General features: G+C 66.5%; 18 protein-coding genes. 8 read left to right on the plus strand and 10 right to left on the minus strand.

From position 1 onward, the window contains the following. Position 1: 1 nt before the first annotated feature. The 6 genes from QX070_RS27405 to QX070_RS27430 form a co-directional block, all read right to left on the minus strand. Positions 2–298 carry a hypothetical protein gene (locus tag QX070_RS27405; RefSeq protein ID WP_315740273.1) on the minus strand — a complete coding sequence of 99 codons (297 nt, stop codon included), beginning with the start codon at positions 296–298 and terminating at the stop codon, positions 2–4. Beyond that, the gene (gene gatA / locus QX070_RS27410) at positions 289–1764 is read right to left on the minus strand and encodes an Asp-tRNA(Asn)/Glu-tRNA(Gln) amidotransferase subunit GatA (protein ID WP_315740274.1); all 1476 of its coding nucleotides are present in this window, start codon (positions 1762–1764) and stop codon (positions 289–291) included. Before gatA ends, QX070_RS27405 begins: the two co-directional genes overlap by 10 nt. Beyond that, complete coding sequence (locus QX070_RS27415) at positions 1761–1997, minus strand: hypothetical protein (RefSeq protein ID WP_315740275.1); 237 nt, start codon at positions 1995–1997, stop codon at positions 1761–1763. Before QX070_RS27415 ends, gatA begins: the two co-directional genes overlap by 4 nt. A gap of 35 nt (positions 1998–2032) precedes the next feature. Beyond that, complete coding sequence (gatC, locus tag QX070_RS27420) at positions 2033–2320, minus strand: Asp-tRNA(Asn)/Glu-tRNA(Gln) amidotransferase subunit GatC (RefSeq protein ID WP_315740276.1); 288 nt, start codon at positions 2318–2320, stop codon at positions 2033–2035. 108 nt (positions 2321–2428) lie between these two features. After that, a complete protein-coding gene (locus QX070_RS27425) occupies positions 2429–3505 on the minus strand; it encodes a nitronate monooxygenase family protein (protein WP_315740277.1) in 1077 nt (358 codons plus the stop codon). A gap of 9 nt (positions 3506–3514) precedes the next feature. Beyond that, positions 3515–4501: a nitronate monooxygenase gene (locus QX070_RS27430; RefSeq protein ID WP_315740278.1), complete on the minus strand. Its 987-nt coding sequence runs from the start codon at positions 4499–4501 to the stop codon at positions 3515–3517. A 103-nt stretch (positions 4502–4604) separates the two neighbouring features. Here QX070_RS27430 and QX070_RS27435 point away from each other — a divergent pair, with 103 nt between their 5' ends. Next, positions 4605–5495: a LysR family transcriptional regulator gene (locus tag QX070_RS27435; RefSeq protein WP_315740279.1), complete on the plus strand. Its 891-nt coding sequence runs from the start codon at positions 4605–4607 to the stop codon at positions 5493–5495. 228 nt (positions 5496–5723) lie between these two features. Beyond that, positions 5724–6671: a cyclase family protein gene (locus QX070_RS27440; RefSeq protein WP_315740280.1), complete on the plus strand. Its 948-nt coding sequence runs from the start codon at positions 5724–5726 to the stop codon at positions 6669–6671. Between the two features lie 174 nt (positions 6672–6845). Here the strand turns inward: QX070_RS27440 and QX070_RS27445 are convergent, their stop codons facing one another. Next, the gene (locus QX070_RS27445; protein WP_315740281.1) at positions 6846–7445 is read right to left on the minus strand and encodes a TetR/AcrR family transcriptional regulator; all 600 of its coding nucleotides are present in this window, start codon (positions 7443–7445) and stop codon (positions 6846–6848) included. A 49-nt stretch (positions 7446–7494) separates the two neighbouring features. On the opposite strand from QX070_RS27445, the gene QX070_RS27450 reads away from it, so the two are divergent. From QX070_RS27450 to QX070_RS27460, 3 genes are all read left to right on the plus strand, one after another. Next, entirely contained in the window at positions 7495–8337 is an 843-nt protein-coding gene (locus tag QX070_RS27450; RefSeq protein WP_315740282.1) for an oxidoreductase, read from the plus strand. Between the two features lie 147 nt (positions 8338–8484). After that, positions 8485–8970: a Holliday junction resolvase RuvX gene (gene ruvX, locus QX070_RS27455; RefSeq protein WP_315740283.1), complete on the plus strand. Its 486-nt coding sequence runs from the start codon at positions 8485–8487 to the stop codon at positions 8968–8970. Between the two features lie 4 nt (positions 8971–8974). After that, positions 8975–9898, plus strand: coding sequence for an AEC family transporter (locus tag QX070_RS27460; protein ID WP_315740284.1), 924 nt, complete (start codon positions 8975–8977; stop codon positions 9896–9898). Positions 9899–9908: 10 nt separating this feature from the next. Here QX070_RS27460 and QX070_RS27465 read toward each other — a convergent pair whose 3' ends face one another. Genes QX070_RS27465 through QX070_RS27475 form a run of 3 tightly spaced genes read right to left on the minus strand, consistent with a single transcriptional unit; the run spans position 9909 to position 13104 of the window. Beyond that, the gene (locus tag QX070_RS27465) at positions 9909–10715 is read right to left on the minus strand and encodes a CPBP family intramembrane glutamic endopeptidase (protein ID WP_315740285.1); all 807 of its coding nucleotides are present in this window, start codon (positions 10713–10715) and stop codon (positions 9909–9911) included. Then, positions 10712–12355: an acyl-CoA dehydrogenase family protein gene (locus QX070_RS27470; RefSeq protein WP_315740286.1), complete on the minus strand. Its 1644-nt coding sequence runs from the start codon at positions 12353–12355 to the stop codon at positions 10712–10714. Before QX070_RS27470 ends, QX070_RS27465 begins: the two co-directional genes overlap by 4 nt. Positions 12356–12378: 23 nt before the next feature. Then, positions 12379–13104: a M15 family metallopeptidase gene (locus QX070_RS27475; RefSeq protein ID WP_315740359.1), complete on the minus strand. Its 726-nt coding sequence runs from the start codon at positions 13102–13104 to the stop codon at positions 12379–12381. A gap of 151 nt (positions 13105–13255) precedes the next feature. Here QX070_RS27475 and QX070_RS27480 point away from each other — a divergent pair, with 151 nt between their 5' ends. Genes QX070_RS27480 through plsY form a run of 3 tightly spaced genes read left to right on the plus strand, consistent with a single transcriptional unit; the run spans position 13256 to position 16161 of the window. Continuing rightward, positions 13256–14209 carry an aspartate carbamoyltransferase catalytic subunit gene (locus QX070_RS27480; RefSeq protein ID WP_315740287.1) on the plus strand — a complete coding sequence of 318 codons (954 nt, stop codon included), beginning with the start codon at positions 13256–13258 and terminating at the stop codon, positions 14207–14209. Between the two features lie 23 nt (positions 14210–14232). After that, the gene (locus QX070_RS27485) at positions 14233–15534 is read left to right on the plus strand and encodes a dihydroorotase (RefSeq protein ID WP_315740288.1); all 1302 of its coding nucleotides are present in this window, start codon (positions 14233–14235) and stop codon (positions 15532–15534) included. 30 nt (positions 15535–15564) lie between these two features. Further along, positions 15565–16161, plus strand: coding sequence for a glycerol-3-phosphate 1-O-acyltransferase PlsY (plsY, locus tag QX070_RS27490; protein ID WP_315740289.1), 597 nt, complete (start codon positions 15565–15567; stop codon positions 16159–16161). The last annotated feature ends 37 nt before the right edge of the window (positions 16162–16198 follow it).

Here is a 16198-nt window from a genome sequence, read left to right on the forward strand (position 1 = left end):
CTCAACTCCCCATCAGCGCGGAGACGATCCGCTCAAATTCGATATCCAATGCATCCTTGGCGACGGGCTGCCCGGCCTGCCGATACCAGTAGGCGGCATTGCCGAGATCGCCTTCGACGCGATGCAGATGCGCGTGCACCCAGGCCGCGTCGCGGCCGGTCTCGTCCTGAATGATCTTGTGCGAGCGGTCCCAGTCGCCCTTCGCCAGCCACCACAGGCCGGTCAGCACGGGCGACAGTCCGGCCGCGGGCGCGTCGCCCGCGAGGCTCGTCTTGAAATCGGCGACGCTTACCACCACCGGACCGGCGTGAAGCGTCCCGCCGCCTGCTCGATGACCTCGCCGAGCGAGAACAGCGTCTCCTCGTCGAACGGACGGCCGATCAGTTGCAGCCCGAGCGGCAGCCCCTGACTGTCCTTGCCGGCGGGCACGGCGATGCCTGGCAGTCCCGCCATGTTCACGGTCACCGTGAAGATGTCGTTGAGATACATCTCGATCGGATCGGCGCCGCCCTTCTCGCCGATGCCGAAGGCGGCCGACGGTGTCGCCGGGGTCAGGACGGCGTTGACGCCCTTGGCGAAGCAGTCCTCGAAATCCTTCTTGATGAGGGTGCGGACCTTCTGCGCGCGCAGATAATAGGCGTCGTAATAGCCGGCCGACAGCACATAGGTTCCGATCATGACGCGGCGGCGGACCTCGGCGCCAAACCCCTCGGCCCTGGTGTTCTCGTACATCTCGCCAATGGACTTCCCCGGCACGCGCAGGCCATAGCGGACGCCGTCGTAGCGGGCGAGGTTCGAGGACGCCTCGGCCGGCGCCACGATGTAATAGGCCGGGAGCGCGTATTTGGTGTGCGGCAGCGACACCTCGACCAGCTCGGCACCGGCCGCCTTCAGCCACGCCGCGCCCTCGCTCCAGAGCTTCTCGATCTCGGCCGGCATGCCGTCCAGCCGGTACTCCTTGGGAATGCCGATCTTCATGCCCTTCACCGACCTGCCGATCGCCGCCTCGTAGTCCGGCACGGGGATGTCGACCGAGGTCGTATCCTTCGGATCGTGGCCGGCCATCGAGCGCAGCAGGATCGCCGCATCCCGGGTCGTGCGCGCGATCGGCCCGGCCTGGTCGAGCGACGAGGCAAAGGCGACGATGCCCCAGCGCGAGCAGCGGCCATAGGTCGGCTTGATGCCGACGGTGGCGGTGAACGCCGCCGGCTGGCGGATCGAGCCGCCGGTGTCGGTTGCGGTCGCGCCCATGCAGAGCAGCGCGGCCACCGCCGAAGCCGAGCCGCCGGACGAGCCGCCCGGCACCAAGGTGGTGTTGGAGCCCTCGCGGCGCCACGGGTTGCCGACCGGGCCGAAGCACGAGGTCTCGTTCGACGAGCCCATGGCGAACTCGTCATTGTTGAGCTTGCCGAGCATGACCGCGCCGTCGCGCCAGAGCTGCGAGGTCACGGTCGACTCGTAAGGCGGCACGAAATTGCCGAGGATCTTCGAGCACGCCGTGGTGCGGACGTCCTTGGTGGCGAAAAGATCCTTGATCCCCAGCGGAATGCCGGCCAGCGGCCCGCCTTCGCCCTTATTGATCCTGGCGTCGGCGTCGCGCGCCATCGCGCGCGCCTGATCCGGCGTCTCCATCACGAAGGCGTTGAGGGCGCGCGCGTCCTCAATGGCCTTGAGATGAGCGTCGGTCAGCTCGAGCGACGTGAAGGTCTTGCTCGCGAGCCCCTTGCGGGCATCGGCGAGCGTCAGCGAAGTCAAATCGGTCATTTGTTGATCGGGCTGCAGAAGAAAGGAGAAAGCGTCTTGTCGTCGGCCGGGTCGTCCGCGAAGAACTTGTTCTTCGCAGGGGAGGCTTTCTTGGTATTGGCGGCCGCTTCGAGCTGGTCGAGGATCTCGTTGACGGCCTTGTCCGGATCGGCGGCCTTGCCCTGCCGCTCCATCGCGTCGAGATAGTCCATATAGGCCTTGTAGGCCGCTTCATCGTCGCAGAGCAGGCACATGGGAATGGCTCGTCGTTGGTTTGCGGCGTTCGAAACTATTCCACGACCTTCGGCACCAGGAAGAAATGGTTCTCGGTCGCCGGCGCGTTCTTGACGATGTCGTCGGCGATCTCGCCGTCATTGACGACGTCCTCGCGCTTCTTCATCGCCATCGGCGTCACCGAGGTCATCGGCTCGACCCCGTCGACATTGACCTCCGACAGTTGCTCGACGAACGCCAGCATCGCATTCAGCTCGCCCTGCAGATGCGGGACCTCGGCGTCAGTGACAGCGATCCGCGCCAATTGCGCGATCCGGCGGACGGTGGCGGCATCGACCGACATTATATAGGACCTCTCGGGACAAGGTGAACCCGCCCTATAGCAGAGGCCGCTTTCGCGCCGCAACCGGCAGCCGCGGGGCTTTCCTGGGGCAGCGCCCTGCCCGACGCCTCAGCCCGCCAAGCTTCGCAGCCGTGCCAGAGCCTGTGCGGCCAGCATCCGCGTCAGTTCGGCCGCCGGCATCTCGCGCCCAAGCGGCAGCGCCTGCCCGGCCCAGAGATTGGTGAAATCGACCCGGCCCTGCTTCTCGGCTGCGGCTTTCAGCGGTCCGAGCGCCGTCGCCGCATGCGGAAAGGCCGGTGCATCCGGCGAGATCGGCCCGACCTCGCGCATCACCCGGTTGGCGACGCCGCGGGCGAGCCGACCGGTCATCACGTTGGTGATGACGGTCGATTCGTCGCTGGCGGCGGCCAGCACCGCGCGCGCCGGCACGCTGACCTTGGATTCGGGACTGCGCAGAAAAGCGCTGCCGATCTGCACGCCGGAGGCGCCGAGTGCGAACGCAGCGGCAATGCCGCGCGCATCGGCGATGCCGCCGGCCGCGATCACCGGCAGCTTCACGGCGTCCACGATCTGCGGCACGAGAGCAAACGTGCCGACCTGCTCGGCGAGCTTGTCTGTCAAGAACATGCCGCGATGGCCGCCCGCCTCGGCACCTTGCGCGATGATGATGTCGGCGCCGTTCCGCTCCAGCCAGACCGCCTCGCGCACGACGGTCGCCGACGCCAGCACGACCGCGCCGGTCGCCTTCACGCGCGCGAGCAGCCCGGGCTCAGGCAGGCCGAAATGGAAGCTGACGATCTCCGGCTTCAGCTCCTCGACGGCAAGGCACATCGCTTCATCGAACGGCGCGCGATTGGCCGCCTGGACCTCCGCATCGGGATCGATGCCGTACTCGCGGTAGTAGGAGGCCAGCCGCCGCCTCCAGCCGGCCTCGCTGATCGCATCGGCCTCGACCGCGGTGTGGCAGAAGAAATTCACATTGATCGGCGCGGCAATGCGCTGGCGGAAGATGTTGACCTGCTCGCGCATCTTGTCGGCAGAGATCATCGCACACGCCAGCGACCCCAACCCGCCGCCTTCGGCCACAGCGATCGCAAGCTCAGCGTCGGCCACGCCCGCCATCGGGGCGAGCACGATCGGATGGTCGGTCTTGACGAGATCAGCGAAACGGCGATCGGGCCACATGGTCTGCTCCTATTGCTCGGCTGAGACGGCGGATGAATTGCGCCGTCCCTGAAGAATGTGCTCGGCCTCGCTGACGATGCGCGCGACGATCTCGCCGGCCGGTGGGATATCATGGATCAGACCGACCGCCTCGCCGGCGATGACCGCTGCAATGTCGAAATTGCCGTTGGCGCGTGCCTTCATATAGTCGGCCGAGACGGTCTCGACCTGCTGCAGCAGATCGACCTCGCGTCCCATCCAGCGGCGCGCATGATCGTTGACCAGGCAGCGGCCGGTGAACGGCGCTGGCCAGACATTGTTGCGCGACAGATCAAAGATGATGCCGCGCACGGTCTCGCCGGATTTTGCCGCGCAGATCCGCCGCTTGGCCTCGTCGGCGCCGGCAGCCTCCCGGCTGGCATAAAAGCGCGTGCCGAGCAGCACGCCCTCCGCCCCCAGCATCAGCATCGCCGCAAGGCCGCGGCCATCGGCGAGACCGCCCGCAGCCACCACAGGCAAGCGGCCGGCCGCGAGGTCGACGATCGCCGGCACGAGATCGAGCGTGGTCCGCGACGCGCCATGACCACCCGCCTCGGTTCCTTGCGCGATCAGGATGTCAGCCCCGGCCGCAATCGCCTGCTCCGCCATCACCTCACTCTGCACCTGGCAGATCAGCAGCGCACCGGCACACTTGATATCAGGCGCAAAGCGCGCGGGATCGCCGAACGACAGCATGATCGCCGCAGGCCGCGCGGCGAGCGCGATGTCGAGCAGATCGGGCTGCTTGGCCAGCGACCAGGTGATGAAGCCGATGCCGAACGGCGCGCGCAGGCCTTCGAGCTCCGCAATTTCATGCGCGAGCCACGTCCGATTGCCGTAGCCGCCGCCCAGAATGCCAAAGCCGCCGGCGCCGCTGACCGAGCGCACCAGCCGCGCATCGGCAATCCCATCCATCGGCGCCAGCAGGATCGGATGGCTGATGCCGAGCCCTTCTGTCAGCGCCGTCCGTAGCGGCATCACAGTCTCCTCATCTCTGGACGCGAGTTTAGGCGCGGCTAACATTCTCTCAAAATGAATACTTGAGAACTCAGCCATCGCAGATTCAAAACGGAGATTGGCCGTGGAGCTGAGCGACCTCCAGACTTTCGCGGCTGTTGCGCGCACCGGCGGTATCACGCGCGCGGCGGAAGCCCTCAACACGGTGCAGTCCAACGTGACCCAGCGGATCAAGGCGCTGGAGGCCGAGGTCGGCACCGCATTGTTCGAGCGGCACAGCCGCGGCATGACCCTGACCAATGCCGGACTGCGCCTGCTGCCTTATGCCGACCGGATCGCGGCGCTGTCGCGCGAAGCGCTGCTCGCGGCGCGCGACGACGGCGATCCCAAGGGACCGCTGATGATCGGCTCGATGGAAACGACCGCCGCCGTGCGGCTGCCGACGCTGCTCGCGGATTTTCATCGACGCTTCCCGGCGGTCGCCCTCGGCCTGCGCACGGCGCCAACTGCCGAGCTGGTGGCCGCAGTGCTCGACGGGACGCTCGAGGGTGCCTTCGTGGCCGGCCCGATCGACCATCCCGATCTCTCGGGCATCATCGCCTTCGAGGAAGAGCTGGTGCTGGTGACGGCCCGGCGCTTCGAAAGCCTGCCGGCACTGCGTGCGGCGACAACGGCGTCCGGTCCGACGGCGCTGGTGTTCAGGGCCGGCTGCACCTACCGGCAGCGGCTGGAGCAGGTCTTCAACGATTTCGGCTGGCCCGCGGCAGCGCGCATCGAGCTCGGCACGCTCGACGGCATGATCGGCTGCGTCACCGCCGGCATGGGCGTCGCGCTGTTGCCACGCGCCGTATTGACGCGCAACGAGATGATCGGCAGCGTCAGCCTGCACACGCTCGATGCAGTTCATGCAAAGGTCGAAACACTGTTCATCCATCGCCGCGCGGCGCATCGCAGCAGCGCGCTCTCGGCCTTCATGGCCGGCCTCGCCGGCCGGGATCACGACATCGCGGCTTGAGCGGATTCACCCGGAGATTGTACTGAACGTTGCCGGCGAGCGTCACATTCCATTGCGCGAAATGACGTTCTCGACCATGAAACGCGGCCATTTCGACCGATGCGACTTTCGGGCGCTGTGCAGCGCACGCGCGCGAAAATAATTTTGTCGCGCCATCCTCTACTACGTTAGGATGTGGCGCTGGCCAGCGCGAAACACAACAAACGTCAACATGTCGGAGGAAATGCGATGCGCAACGCGTTCGTGTTGTGCTGCTCGATTGCCATGATGGGTGCGATCGGGACGGCCAATGCCCAGGACAAGACCCCGGATTGGACGAAATCGAAATGGGGCCCACAGGACGAGATCGGCGCGGCCAACTACATCACGCCGGAGCTCGTGGTCAAAGCCGCCTCGCTGGTGAAGACCGGCAAGACCTACCCACTCGGCATGATCGTCGATTCCAAGACGCCGGCCTATCCGCCGCGTTCGTTCAAGATCACCGTGGTGCAGCCGGGCCAGGCCGGAATTCCCGGCCTCGGCCCGAACAAGGCGACCTACAATGACGACATCGTCGAAGGCTGGGTCGGCGTCGGCAGCCAGATCGACGGGCTCGGCCATCTCGGCATCGAGCACGTCTACTACAACGGCAACAAGCTGCTCGACTTCGCCGATCCGACCGGCCTGAAGAAGCTCGGCATCGAGAAGGTGCCGCCATTGGTGGCGCGCGGCGTGCTGCTCGACATGGCCGCCTATTACAACACCGACGTGGTCAAGGAAGGCACGGCGTTCAACGTCAAGGAGATCGAGGAAGCTGCCAAGAAGCAGGGCGTCGAGATCCGCCAGGGCGATATCGTGATCTTCCACACCGGCTGGCTTGGTTTGATCGGCAAGGACGATAAGCGTTACGGCGCCGGCGAACCCGGTCTCGGCGTCGAAGGCGCCAAATACCTGACATCGAAGGGTGTGGTCGCAGTCGGCGCCGACAACTGGGCGGTGGAGGCGATCCCGTTCGAGTCGTCGAACCTGTTCGAGGTGCACCAGATCCTGCTCGCCATGAACGGGACCTACATCCTGGAGAACATGGACACGGCGGAACTGGCCAAGGACAAGGGCTACGAGTTCCTGTTCGTGCTCGGCCAGCCACGCTGGCGCGGCGGCGTCCAGGGCATGATCAACCCGATCGCGATCCGTTAAGCTCCGCCGATCTCCTCGTGAGGGCATCCCGGGAGCGCCGCGTCCTCACGAGGAGTCGGGAATCGTCCTGCGAAAGCAAGCCTTGGACAAGGAGCCCGCCGCAGGCGCGCCTGAAGCTGGCCGACAGAGACCTGGGATCGGTGGATCAGTCGATCAAGCCGCCCCTATCGGACGTCAATGGACGTAGGCGAGCAACAAGGCGCTCGCCATGTCTCGCGCACGCGGGGCGAGCGCCGCATCCGACAATTCGCCCGCAGTCCAGAAGGACAACACGCCGCGGAAACTGAAGGCGAGTTGCTCTGGAAGGCAGCGCAGGGCTTGTTCTCGCCGGCCGGCCCTCAGTCCCTCTCCCTTCCCCAAGGCCAGTGCCCAGAAGGCAGTGGATCGGGACAGCGTCTGACCGGGCGAAGCCTGGGCGGCACCCAGCCATCCCATCACGGTCCGGTTCACGTCTGGATTCTCCAACATCACTGCCACCGCCGTATCAATAGCCAATAGCACGCGGGTATTCGCATCTCTCGATGGTGGCGCGGCGGCGTACCGCACCTCCATGGTGTCGATCCGACGTATGGAGAGAGCCTGCATGATCGCGGCCTTGTTGCCGAACTGATTGAACGGCGTCGCGAAGCTGACCCCCGCCTCAGCGGCAAGGTCCCGCATCGAGAAATCGGCCCTGCCCTGACGAAGAAGCCGCTCTGCGGCATCGAGGACGTGCCGACGAAGCGGCTCGCCTCTCATGCCACTGGATGAATGTTCGGTCTTGCCACGTGCCATGCAGTATCTATATCATGATATAGATAACCTTGTCATGCGGAGTTGTACGATGGCGGCTGCCGATTCGAAGATTTTCCTCATCACTGGCGTCAGCTCGGGCTTGGGCCGAGCGTTCGCAAAGGGCGCGCTTGCCGCCGGCCATCGGGTGATCGGGACCGTGCGAAGGGTCGGCGATGCCGAGGCTTTTGCCGCGCTTGCAGCGGGCAAGGCTCATCCTCTCGTGATCGACGTTACGGATTTCGATGCAATCCCGGCTGCTGTGGCAGAGGCCGAGAAGCAGATTGGCGCGATCGACGTACTGGTGAACAATGCCGGCTACGGTCACGAGGGCACGCTGGAGGAGTCCTCGCTCGACGATCTGCAGCGGCAGTTCGCCGCCAACGTGTTCGGCCCTGTCGCGATGATGAAGGCCGTGTTGCCGGGGATGCGCGCGAGGCGGCGCGGCCATATCGTCAATGTGACCTCCATGGGCGGCTTCATCACCATGCCCGGGATCAGCTTCTATTGCGGCAGCAAGTTCGCGCTGGAGGGCATCTCGGAGGCGCTCGGCAAGGAAGTGGCCGCCTTCGGCATCCGCGTCATTGCGCTCGCGCCCGGTCAGTTTCGGACCGATTGGGCGGGACGGTCCATGGATCGCACGCCACGCAGCATTTCCGACTACGACGCCGTCATGGATCCGATTCGCGCCGCCCGATTGGCCAAGAGCGGAAACCAACCCGGCGATCCCGCGAAGGCCGCACAGGCATTGCTTGCCCTCGTGGAAGCCGAAAAACCGCCTGTACGGCTGTTCCTCGGTGAGGACGCGCTGGCCCTGGTCGAGCAGAAGATCGAGGGCATGAAAGCCGAAGTGAGTGCCTGGAACAAGCTCTCGCGCTCCACCAGCTTCGCTTGATGATCCGAAGCCGGCGCATCCGGGAAAGACTGCAACGCTCGACATCTGGGCCGGTCGACTCGCGTGCGCGAGCTTCATCGGGGCGGCGAAGCGATGCACGCCCTCACCTGCTGGCTCGCCACGCGCCTGCGTGTTAAGCGCATTGCCATGCCCGCCCCCATTCTCCCCCTTGTCGAAGCCGCCGGCCGCTGGCCCGAGCGCGGCGCGCTCGTCGGCCTCGATCTCGGCACCAAGACCATCGGCGTCGCCGTGTCCGATCCCGATCGCCGGCTCGCCACCGGCGTCGAGACGATCCAGCGCAAGGCCTTCAAGGCCGATGCCATCAGGCTGCTTGCCATTTGCGCCGAGCGCAAGGTGGTCGGCTTCGTGCTCGGCCTTCCCATCAACATGGATGGCAGCGAGGGGCCGCGGGCGCAATCGACCCGGGCGTTCGCGCGCAATCTCGCCGGCCTTACCGACTTGCCGATCGGCCTGTGGGACGAGCGGCTGTCGACGGCGGCGGTCGAGCGCGAGTTGATCGGCATGGATGTCAGCCGCGCCAAACGCGCCGAGGTGATCGATACGCATGCGGCGATCTTCATCCTGCAGGGCGCGCTCGACCGGCTGACGACGCTGCGCCGCTCGGGTCAGTAGTCGCATGGGCCCCGTCATCGCGGCGCTGGCGCCGGTGTTCCTGCTGATCGTGGTCGGCTTTGGCCTGCGGCGCAGTCTGATGCGGCTCGATACCCAGTGGCACGGGCTGGAGCGATTGACCTACTACGTGCTGTTCCCCGTCCTGCTGCTGCAGAGCCTCGTCAAGGCGGATCTCAGCAAGGTGCCGGTGGCCGGCATCGGCGGTGCGCTGTTCCTGGCGATGCTGGCGATGTCCGCGCTCTGCCTCGCCCTGCGGCCGCTGCTCGCGCGCGCCGGCGTCGACGGACCGGCCTTCACCTCGATCTTCCAGGGCGCGACGCGCTGGCAGACCTACGTCGCGCTCAGCGTATCGGGCAGCCTGTTCGGCCCCACCGGCCTTGCGGTGGCGTCGGTCGCGATGATCGCGATCATCCCGATGGTCAACGTGTTCAGCGTCGCGGTGCTCGCCCATTATGCCTCGCCGAACCGCCGCCCGCTCCGCGAGATTCTCGCCACCATCGTGCGCAATCCGCTGATCTGGGCCTGCGTCCTCGGCCTCGCGCTCAACGTCGCGCGGGTGCCACTGCCTAAACTCTGGCATGATGCCGCCGACGCGCTCGGCCAGGCGTCGCTGCCGATCGGCCTCCTGGTGACCGGCGCCGGCCTGCACTTCGAAGGCTTGCGTCGCGCCGGCCCGGCCGCCGCGCTCGGCGTCGTGCTCAAGCTGGTCTTGATGCCCCTCCTCGCGATCGGGCTCGCCGGATGGTTCGGCGTCACCGGCCCGAGCCTCGTGGTGGTCGCGATCTGCGCGGCGGTGCCGACCTCGCCGAGCGCCTATGTGCTGGCCAAGCAGATGGGCGGCGACGCGCCGCTGCTGGCGCAGATCATCTCACTGCAGACCGTGCTGGCGGCGCTGACCATGCCGCTCGCGATCGCCTGGGCCGGCTGAACACCGCCGCTCAGGAGTGGCCGCTGGCGAGCCACATGGTCTGCACGGTGGCGGCGAGGTTGTTGAGGCCATGCAGCACGACGGTCAGCCAGGTCGAATGGCTGACCGAGCGCAGATAGCCGAACCACAGGCCGAGCGCGAGCACCTCGAGGAAGAAGTACCAGTCGTACTGCAGATGCATCGCGGTCCAGACCAGCGACGACAGGACGATCGCGCCCGGCACCCGCAGAAACGAATCCGACCAGCCGCGATAGAGGAAGCCGCGCGCGAACAATTCCTCGGACAGCGGCGCCGCGACGCAGAAGGCGAGCACCATCAGCCAGACCGTGCCGTCGCCCTTGGCCGTCTTCAGGACGTCCAACATGAAGCCCGGCGAGACCTCGCGCCCCGTCGCCCGTGACATCAGGTCCCAGGCGACGACGATCACCACCATGCCCACGATGCCGATGCCGACATACTTCCACGACGTCCAGCGCAGGCCGAGATATTCGGCGAAGGGCGTGCGGGTATGACGGACGGCGAAAGAGACCGCCAGCAGCACGGCCGGCAGGCCCATGATCACCGACAGCGACAAGGTCAGCCCGCGGCTGGCGATGTGAACCAGCGCAGCGGCGTCGGTCGGCCCGTCCCGCATCAGCAGAAAATAGCCGACCACCGCAGCCTGGCCGGCGAACAGCGCGATGAAGATCACGAAGCCCCACAGCGCGGTCCACCAGAAGCCGAGCGTGCGCGGCTGGTGTTTCGCAGGCGCGACCTGTTGCGGTGGATTGGCCGGATCGAGCGAGTCCGCGACGGCGGCTTCAGGAGAATCGGTCAAGGCAGGGCGCGCTCCAGCAAGGCACGGATATCGGCGGGATCGAGATCGACCGCGCCATACATGCTCGGATGCACGGCGGCGAGCCGCGTGGCGGCGAACAGTTCGGCATGGCGAGGCATGACCACGTTGAGCGCGGCGCAGGCGGCGAGCAGCGCCAGCTTCTCGACCGCAAGCCGGGCAACGCGCTCGGAATCCGGCCGGCGGAAGCCGGTCTCGATGAAAGCGAGCGCCTCCGCCGCGCCGGGAAGCCCGCTGGTCTCTGCCTTCAGTTGCATCAGCACGTGCGCGGCCGCCTCCGCCTCGCGCGTCAGCGCCCGCAGCACGTCGAGGCACATCACGTTGCCCGAGCCCTCCCAGATCGCATTGACCGGCGACTCCCGGAAATGGCGCGCGAGAATGCCGTCCTCGACATAGCCGTTGCCGCCGAGGCATTCCATCGCCTCATACAGGAACGGCGGCGCGCTCTTGCACACCCAGTATTTGATCGCGGGCGTCAGCAGCCGCATGTAGGCGGCCTCCGTCGCATCATCATGCGCGCGATCGAACGCACGGCACAGCCGCATCACCAGCGCCACCGTCGCCTCGACATGGACGGCCATGTCGGCGAGCACCGCCTGCATCAGCGGCTGGTCGGCGAGATGCTTCTGGAACACGCTGCGGTGGCGCGCGTGATGCAGCGCGTGCGCGAGCCCCGAGCGCATCAGGCCGGCCGACGAGATCGCGCAATCCTGCCGCGTCAATTGCACCATCTGGATGATGGTGCTGATGCCCCTGCCCTCGTCGCCGACCCGCTCCGCATAGGCGCCGACGAACTCCACCTCCGACGAGGCATTGGAGCGGTTGCCGAGCTTGTCCTTCAAGCGTTGAAACTGGATCGCGTTCACCGAGCCATCCGGCTTGAAGCGCGGCATGAAGAAGCAGGTCAGGCCGGCATCGGCCTGCGCCAGCACCAGGAAGGCGTCGCACATCGGCGCCGACATGAACCATTTGTGCCCCGTGATGCGATAGCCATCGGCCGTGCGCTCAGCGCGCGTCATGTTGGCGCGCACGTCGGTCCCGCCCTGCTTCTCGGTCATGCCCATGCCGAGCGTCATGCCGCGCTTTTGCCACCACGGCGCAAACGCCGGATCGTAGTCATCGGTCGCGATGACCGGCATCGCTCTTGCCAGCAGATCAGGTTGGGCGGCCAGCGCCGCCACCGAGGCCCGCGTCATGGTGATCGGACAGAGGTGGCCGCTCTCGACCTGCGAGGCGATGTAGAACTTCGCGGCGCGCACCACCTCCGAGCAGCCGCCGACGGGCCGGCCTTCTGCCGTCCATGTCGAATTGTGCAGGCCGGCCGCGGCCGAGCGCGACATCATCGCATGGTAGGCCGGATGAAATTCGACGACGTCTCGCCGAAAGCCCTTGGCGTCGAAGCTGCGCAGCTTCGGCGTGTTCTCGTTGGCGAGCCGGCCCTGCTCGGCCATCTCGGCCGAGCCCCACAGCGCACCGAACGCAGACAGCTCCTGCTCGGCGCCAGCACCGCCATTGGTCTTCACCGCGTCGACCAGCGGCTGGTCTGCCGTGAACAGGTTGACGTCCTCGAATGGCGGCGACTGGTTGAAGACCTCATGGGTCGCGAAGGAAGACTGCGTCATGGCCGTGCCCTGCTACAGATCGATCATCGGCGCGGCCGAATGGGAAAAACATAAGTGGTCGCGCCAGCGCCCGGCAGCGAAAAGTGCCACCACTCCTTGGCATAGTTCACAAAACCTTGCCGCGCCATGGCCGAGAGCAGCTCATTGCGCCAGCGCCGCTGCTCGGGCGCCAATCCTTGCGCGGCGGTATGCGCCTTGGGATCTAGACAGTCGTAGCCGGTTCCCATGTCGACGCTGCCCTCGGGCGCGCGTAGCGCTGCGGGCGCGGTGCAGTCCGGATAGTCCTTGGCCGGATCGAACACCGCAGAATTGTCCGCAGCCAGCTCGACCAGCGTGAGATCGAGCGCGGCACCGGTCGAATGGCTCGAACGCACGGCGATATAGCCGAGACGGAACAGGTCCTGCTTGGCAATGCGCGGAGTGTAACGGCGACCGGCCGTGGTCTCGACGCCGTCCTGCGACCAAGCCAGCATCTCCGCCACGGCACGCACCGGCCGGTAGCAGTCGAGCATCTTCAGCGACAGGCCGCGCGGCCGCAGCTCGGCTTGGATGGCCTGCAGCCGCCGCGCCACGTCACGCGTCACGACGCATTCGGCCGCCTCGTAGCCCGGCAAAGGGCGGCCGACGAAATTGTTGCTGCCGGCATAACGGATGTCCTGGAGGATCGTCGGGTCGATGTCGCGGAGATAGACGAAATCGAACGGCAACGCGGCCGCACAGGCCGGCACGATCGCTGCCAGCAGGATCAGGGCATATCGGAGCGGACCTCGTCTGGCGATGGCTCGCCAGCCGCCGGTTTGGAGCGCCCTGAGAGGCTCGAAAGACGGAACGGGGGATAACTCGGAACCCCGGCTTTCGGCCTTGCCCCCTGCGGAAACCGCGCCTATAGCTCTGGCTTTAATGGCAACCTCTCCGAAATCGACTTTCGTCCTCGGGCACCGGCATTTGCTGGGAATCGAGGGCCTTTCCGCCCACGACATCACCGGTCTCCTCGATCTGTCCGAGGAGTATGTCGAACTGAATCGTCAGGTCGACAAGAAGCGCACCGTGCTGCGCGGCCGGACCCAGGTCAACCTGTTCTTCGAGGCGTCGACGCGGACGCAGTCCTCGTTCGAGATCGCGGGCAAGCGGCTCGGCGCCGACGTCATGAACATGTCGGTGTCGTCCTCGTCCATGCGCAAGGGCGAGACCCTGATGGACACCGCGGTCACGCTCAACGCGATGCATCCGGACATCCTGGTGGTCCGTCACCACGCCTCCGGCGCGGTCGAGCTGCTCGCGCGCAAGGTTGACGGCTCCGTGATCAATGCAGGTGACGGCGCGCATGAGCATCCGACCCAGGCGCTGCTCGACGCGCTCACGATCCGCCGCAACAAGGGCCGCATCGAGGGGCTGGTGATCGCGATCTGCGGCGACGTGCTGCATTCGCGCGTCGCGCGCTCCAACATCCTGCTGCTGAATACGATGGGCGCCCGCGTCCGCATCGTCGCGCCCTCCACGCTGCTGCCGCCCGGCATCGAGCGGATGGGCGTCGAGGTCGCGCGCGACATGCGCGAGGGCCTCAACGGCGCCGACATCGTGATGATGCTGCGCCTGCAGCGCGAGCGCATGAACGGCTCGTTCGTGCCGTCGTCGTCGGAATATTTCCAGTATTTCGGGCTCGATCAGAAGAAGCTCGCTTACGCCAAGCCAGACGCGCTGGTCATGCATCCGGGACCGATGAACCGCGGCGTCGAGATCGAGTCCATCGTTGCCGATGGCGCACAATCGCTGATCCGGGAACAGGTCGAAATGGGGGTTGCTGTGCGCATGGCCGTGCTCGAAGCACTGGCCCGCAACCTGCCCAACGCGTGATACAGAAGTCGGGACAAAACGCCATGCTGACCGACCGCCGTCCGATCCTGCTCGCCAATGCGCGCGTGATCGATCCCTCCCGCGACTTCGACGGCCCCGGCGACGTGCTGATCGCCGACGGCGTCATCCGCGACCTCAAGCGCGGCATCGGCGCGGCCGGCGTGCCCGAGGGCACCGACGTCATCAACTGCGCCGGCAAGATCGTCGCCCCCGGCCTGATCGACATGTGCGCCTTCGTCGGCGAGCCGGGTCTGGGCCATCGCGAGACCTTCGCCAGCGCCAGCCAGGCCGCCGCGACCGGCGGCATCACCACCATCATCTGCCAGCCCGGCACCGAGCCGGTCATCGACAACTCGGCGACCGTCGACTTCGTGCTGCGCCGCGCGCGCGACACCGCCATCGTCAACATCCAGCCGATGGCGGCATTGACCAAGGGCCTGCGCGGCGAGGAGATGACCGAGATCGGGCTGCTGCGCGCTGCCGGCGCGGTCGCCTTCTCCAATGGCCATACCAGCGTGATGAACGCGCAGGTGATGCGCCGCACGCTGACCTACGCGCGGGATTTCGACGCCCTGATCGTGCACCACACCGAGGATCCCAATCTCGTCGGCGAAGGCGTCATGAACGAAGGCGAGTTCGCCTCGCGGCTCGGCCTCTACGGCATTCCGCCCGCAGCGGAAGCCGTCGTGCTCGAACGCGACATGCGCCTGGTGGCGCTCAGCAAGGGACGCTATCACGCGGCCGCGCTGAGCTCGATCGACTCGCTCGACATCCTCAGGCGCGCCCGCGAGGCAGGCCTCACGGTGAGCGCGTCGGTCTCGATCAACCACGTCACCCTGAACGAGAACGACATCGGCCCCTACCGCACCTTCCTGAAACTGACGCCGCCGCTGCGCACCGAGGTCGACCGCCGCGCGCTGGTCGAGGCGCTGGCCTCGGGCCTGATCGACGTCATCATGTCGGACCACACGCCGCAGGACGTCGAGGTCAAGCGGCTGCCGTTCGCGGAAGCCGCGAGCGGCGCGGTCGGCCTTGAGACCATGCTGCCGGCGGCGCTGCGGCTCGTACACAATGGCGAGCTGAGCTGGACGACCCTGATCCGCGCGATGTCGACCCGGCCCGCCGAGCTGCTCGGCCTGCCCGGCGGCACCCTGCGAGCGGGCGCGCCGGCCGACATCATCGTGATCGATCCCGACGTGCCCTGGATCCTCGATCCGGCCGACCTCAAATCGCTGTGCAAGAACACGCCGTTCGACGAAGCCCGCTTCACCGGTCGCGTGGTCCGCACCATCGTCGGCGGCCGCACCGTGTTCGAACATGTCTGACGCAAGGCCAAGCTCGGAAGGAGTGGTGTGATGGGTTCCGAAGCCTTCCTGCCCCTCGCTCTCATCATCGGCTATCTCCTGGGGTCCATCCCGTTCGGCCTGATCCTGACCAAGCTGGCCGGCACGCAGGATCTGCGCAGCATCGGCTCCGGCAATATCGGCGCCACCAACGTGCTGCGCACCGGACGCAAGGGGCTCGCGGCAGCAACCCTGCTCGGCGACGCGCTGAAGGGCACGGCCGCGGTCATCATCTCCGGCTATCTCGGCGGCCCGAATGCCGCGATGATCGCGGGCCTCGGCGCCTTCCTCGGCCACTTGTTCCCGGTGTGGCTGAAGTTCCACGGCGGCAAGGGCGTGGCGGTCTACATCGGTATTCTGATTGGCCTGTTCTGGCCCGGCGCCATCTTCTTCTGCCTGGTGTGGCTCACCACCGCGTTCGCGCTCCGCTACTCATCGCTCGCGGCACTCGTCGCCAGCGTGCTGACGCCGATCGTGCTGTGGGCTTTCGGTCACACCGCGCTGGCCGCCTTGTTCACCTTGCTCACACTGTTGCTCGTTTACATGCATCGCGAAAACATCAAGCGATTGCAGTCGGGCACCGAGAGCAAGATCGGGACGAAGAAGTAATCACTCCGGACAAATACGGAAAACCTGTGTTACGCCC

The sequence above is a fragment of the Bradyrhizobium sp. SZCCHNR1093 genome (assembly GCF_032381175.1).
Classification (GTDB): Bacteria; Pseudomonadota; Alphaproteobacteria; order Rhizobiales; family Xanthobacteraceae; genus Bradyrhizobium.

Excerpts from the sequence above, each read along its gene's own strand:
- QX070_RS27440 (WP_315740280.1), top strand. The coding sequence starts at position 5,724 with ATGCGCAACGCGTTCGTGTTGTGCTGCTCGATTGCCATGATGGGTGCG.
- QX070_RS27430 (WP_315740278.1), bottom strand. The coding sequence starts at position 4,501 with ATGCCGCTACGGACGGCGCTGACAGAAGGGCTCGGCATCAGCCATCCG.
- QX070_RS27450 (WP_315740282.1), top strand. The coding sequence starts at position 7,495 with ATGGCGGCTGCCGATTCGAAGATTTTCCTCATCACTGGCGTCAGCTCG.
- ruvX (WP_315740283.1), top strand. The coding sequence starts at position 8,485 with ATGCCCGCCCCCATTCTCCCCCTTGTCGAAGCCGCCGGCCGCTGGCCC.
- QX070_RS27425 (WP_315740277.1), bottom strand. The coding sequence starts at position 3,505 with ATGTGGCCCGATCGCCGTTTCGCTGATCTCGTCAAGACCGACCATCCG.
- QX070_RS27480 (WP_315740287.1), top strand. The coding sequence starts at position 13,256 with ATGGCAACCTCTCCGAAATCGACTTTCGTCCTCGGGCACCGGCATTTG.
- gatC (WP_315740276.1), bottom strand. The coding sequence starts at position 2,320 with ATGTCGGTCGATGCCGCCACCGTCCGCCGGATCGCGCAATTGGCGCGG.
- QX070_RS27415 (WP_315740275.1), bottom strand. The coding sequence starts at position 1,997 with ATGTGCCTGCTCTGCGACGATGAAGCGGCCTACAAGGCCTATATGGAC.
- plsY (WP_315740289.1), top strand. The coding sequence starts at position 15,565 with ATGGGTTCCGAAGCCTTCCTGCCCCTCGCTCTCATCATCGGCTATCTC.
- QX070_RS27460 (WP_315740284.1), top strand. The coding sequence starts at position 8,975 with ATGGGCCCCGTCATCGCGGCGCTGGCGCCGGTGTTCCTGCTGATCGTG.
- gatA (WP_315740274.1), bottom strand. The coding sequence starts at position 1,764 with ATGACCGATTTGACTTCGCTGACGCTCGCCGATGCCCGCAAGGGGCTC.
- QX070_RS27485 (WP_315740288.1), top strand. The coding sequence starts at position 14,233 with ATGCTGACCGACCGCCGTCCGATCCTGCTCGCCAATGCGCGCGTGATC.
- QX070_RS27445 (WP_315740281.1), bottom strand. The coding sequence starts at position 7,445 with ATGGCACGTGGCAAGACCGAACATTCATCCAGTGGCATGAGAGGCGAG.
- QX070_RS27470 (WP_315740286.1), bottom strand. The coding sequence starts at position 12,355 with ATGACGCAGTCTTCCTTCGCGACCCATGAGGTCTTCAACCAGTCGCCG.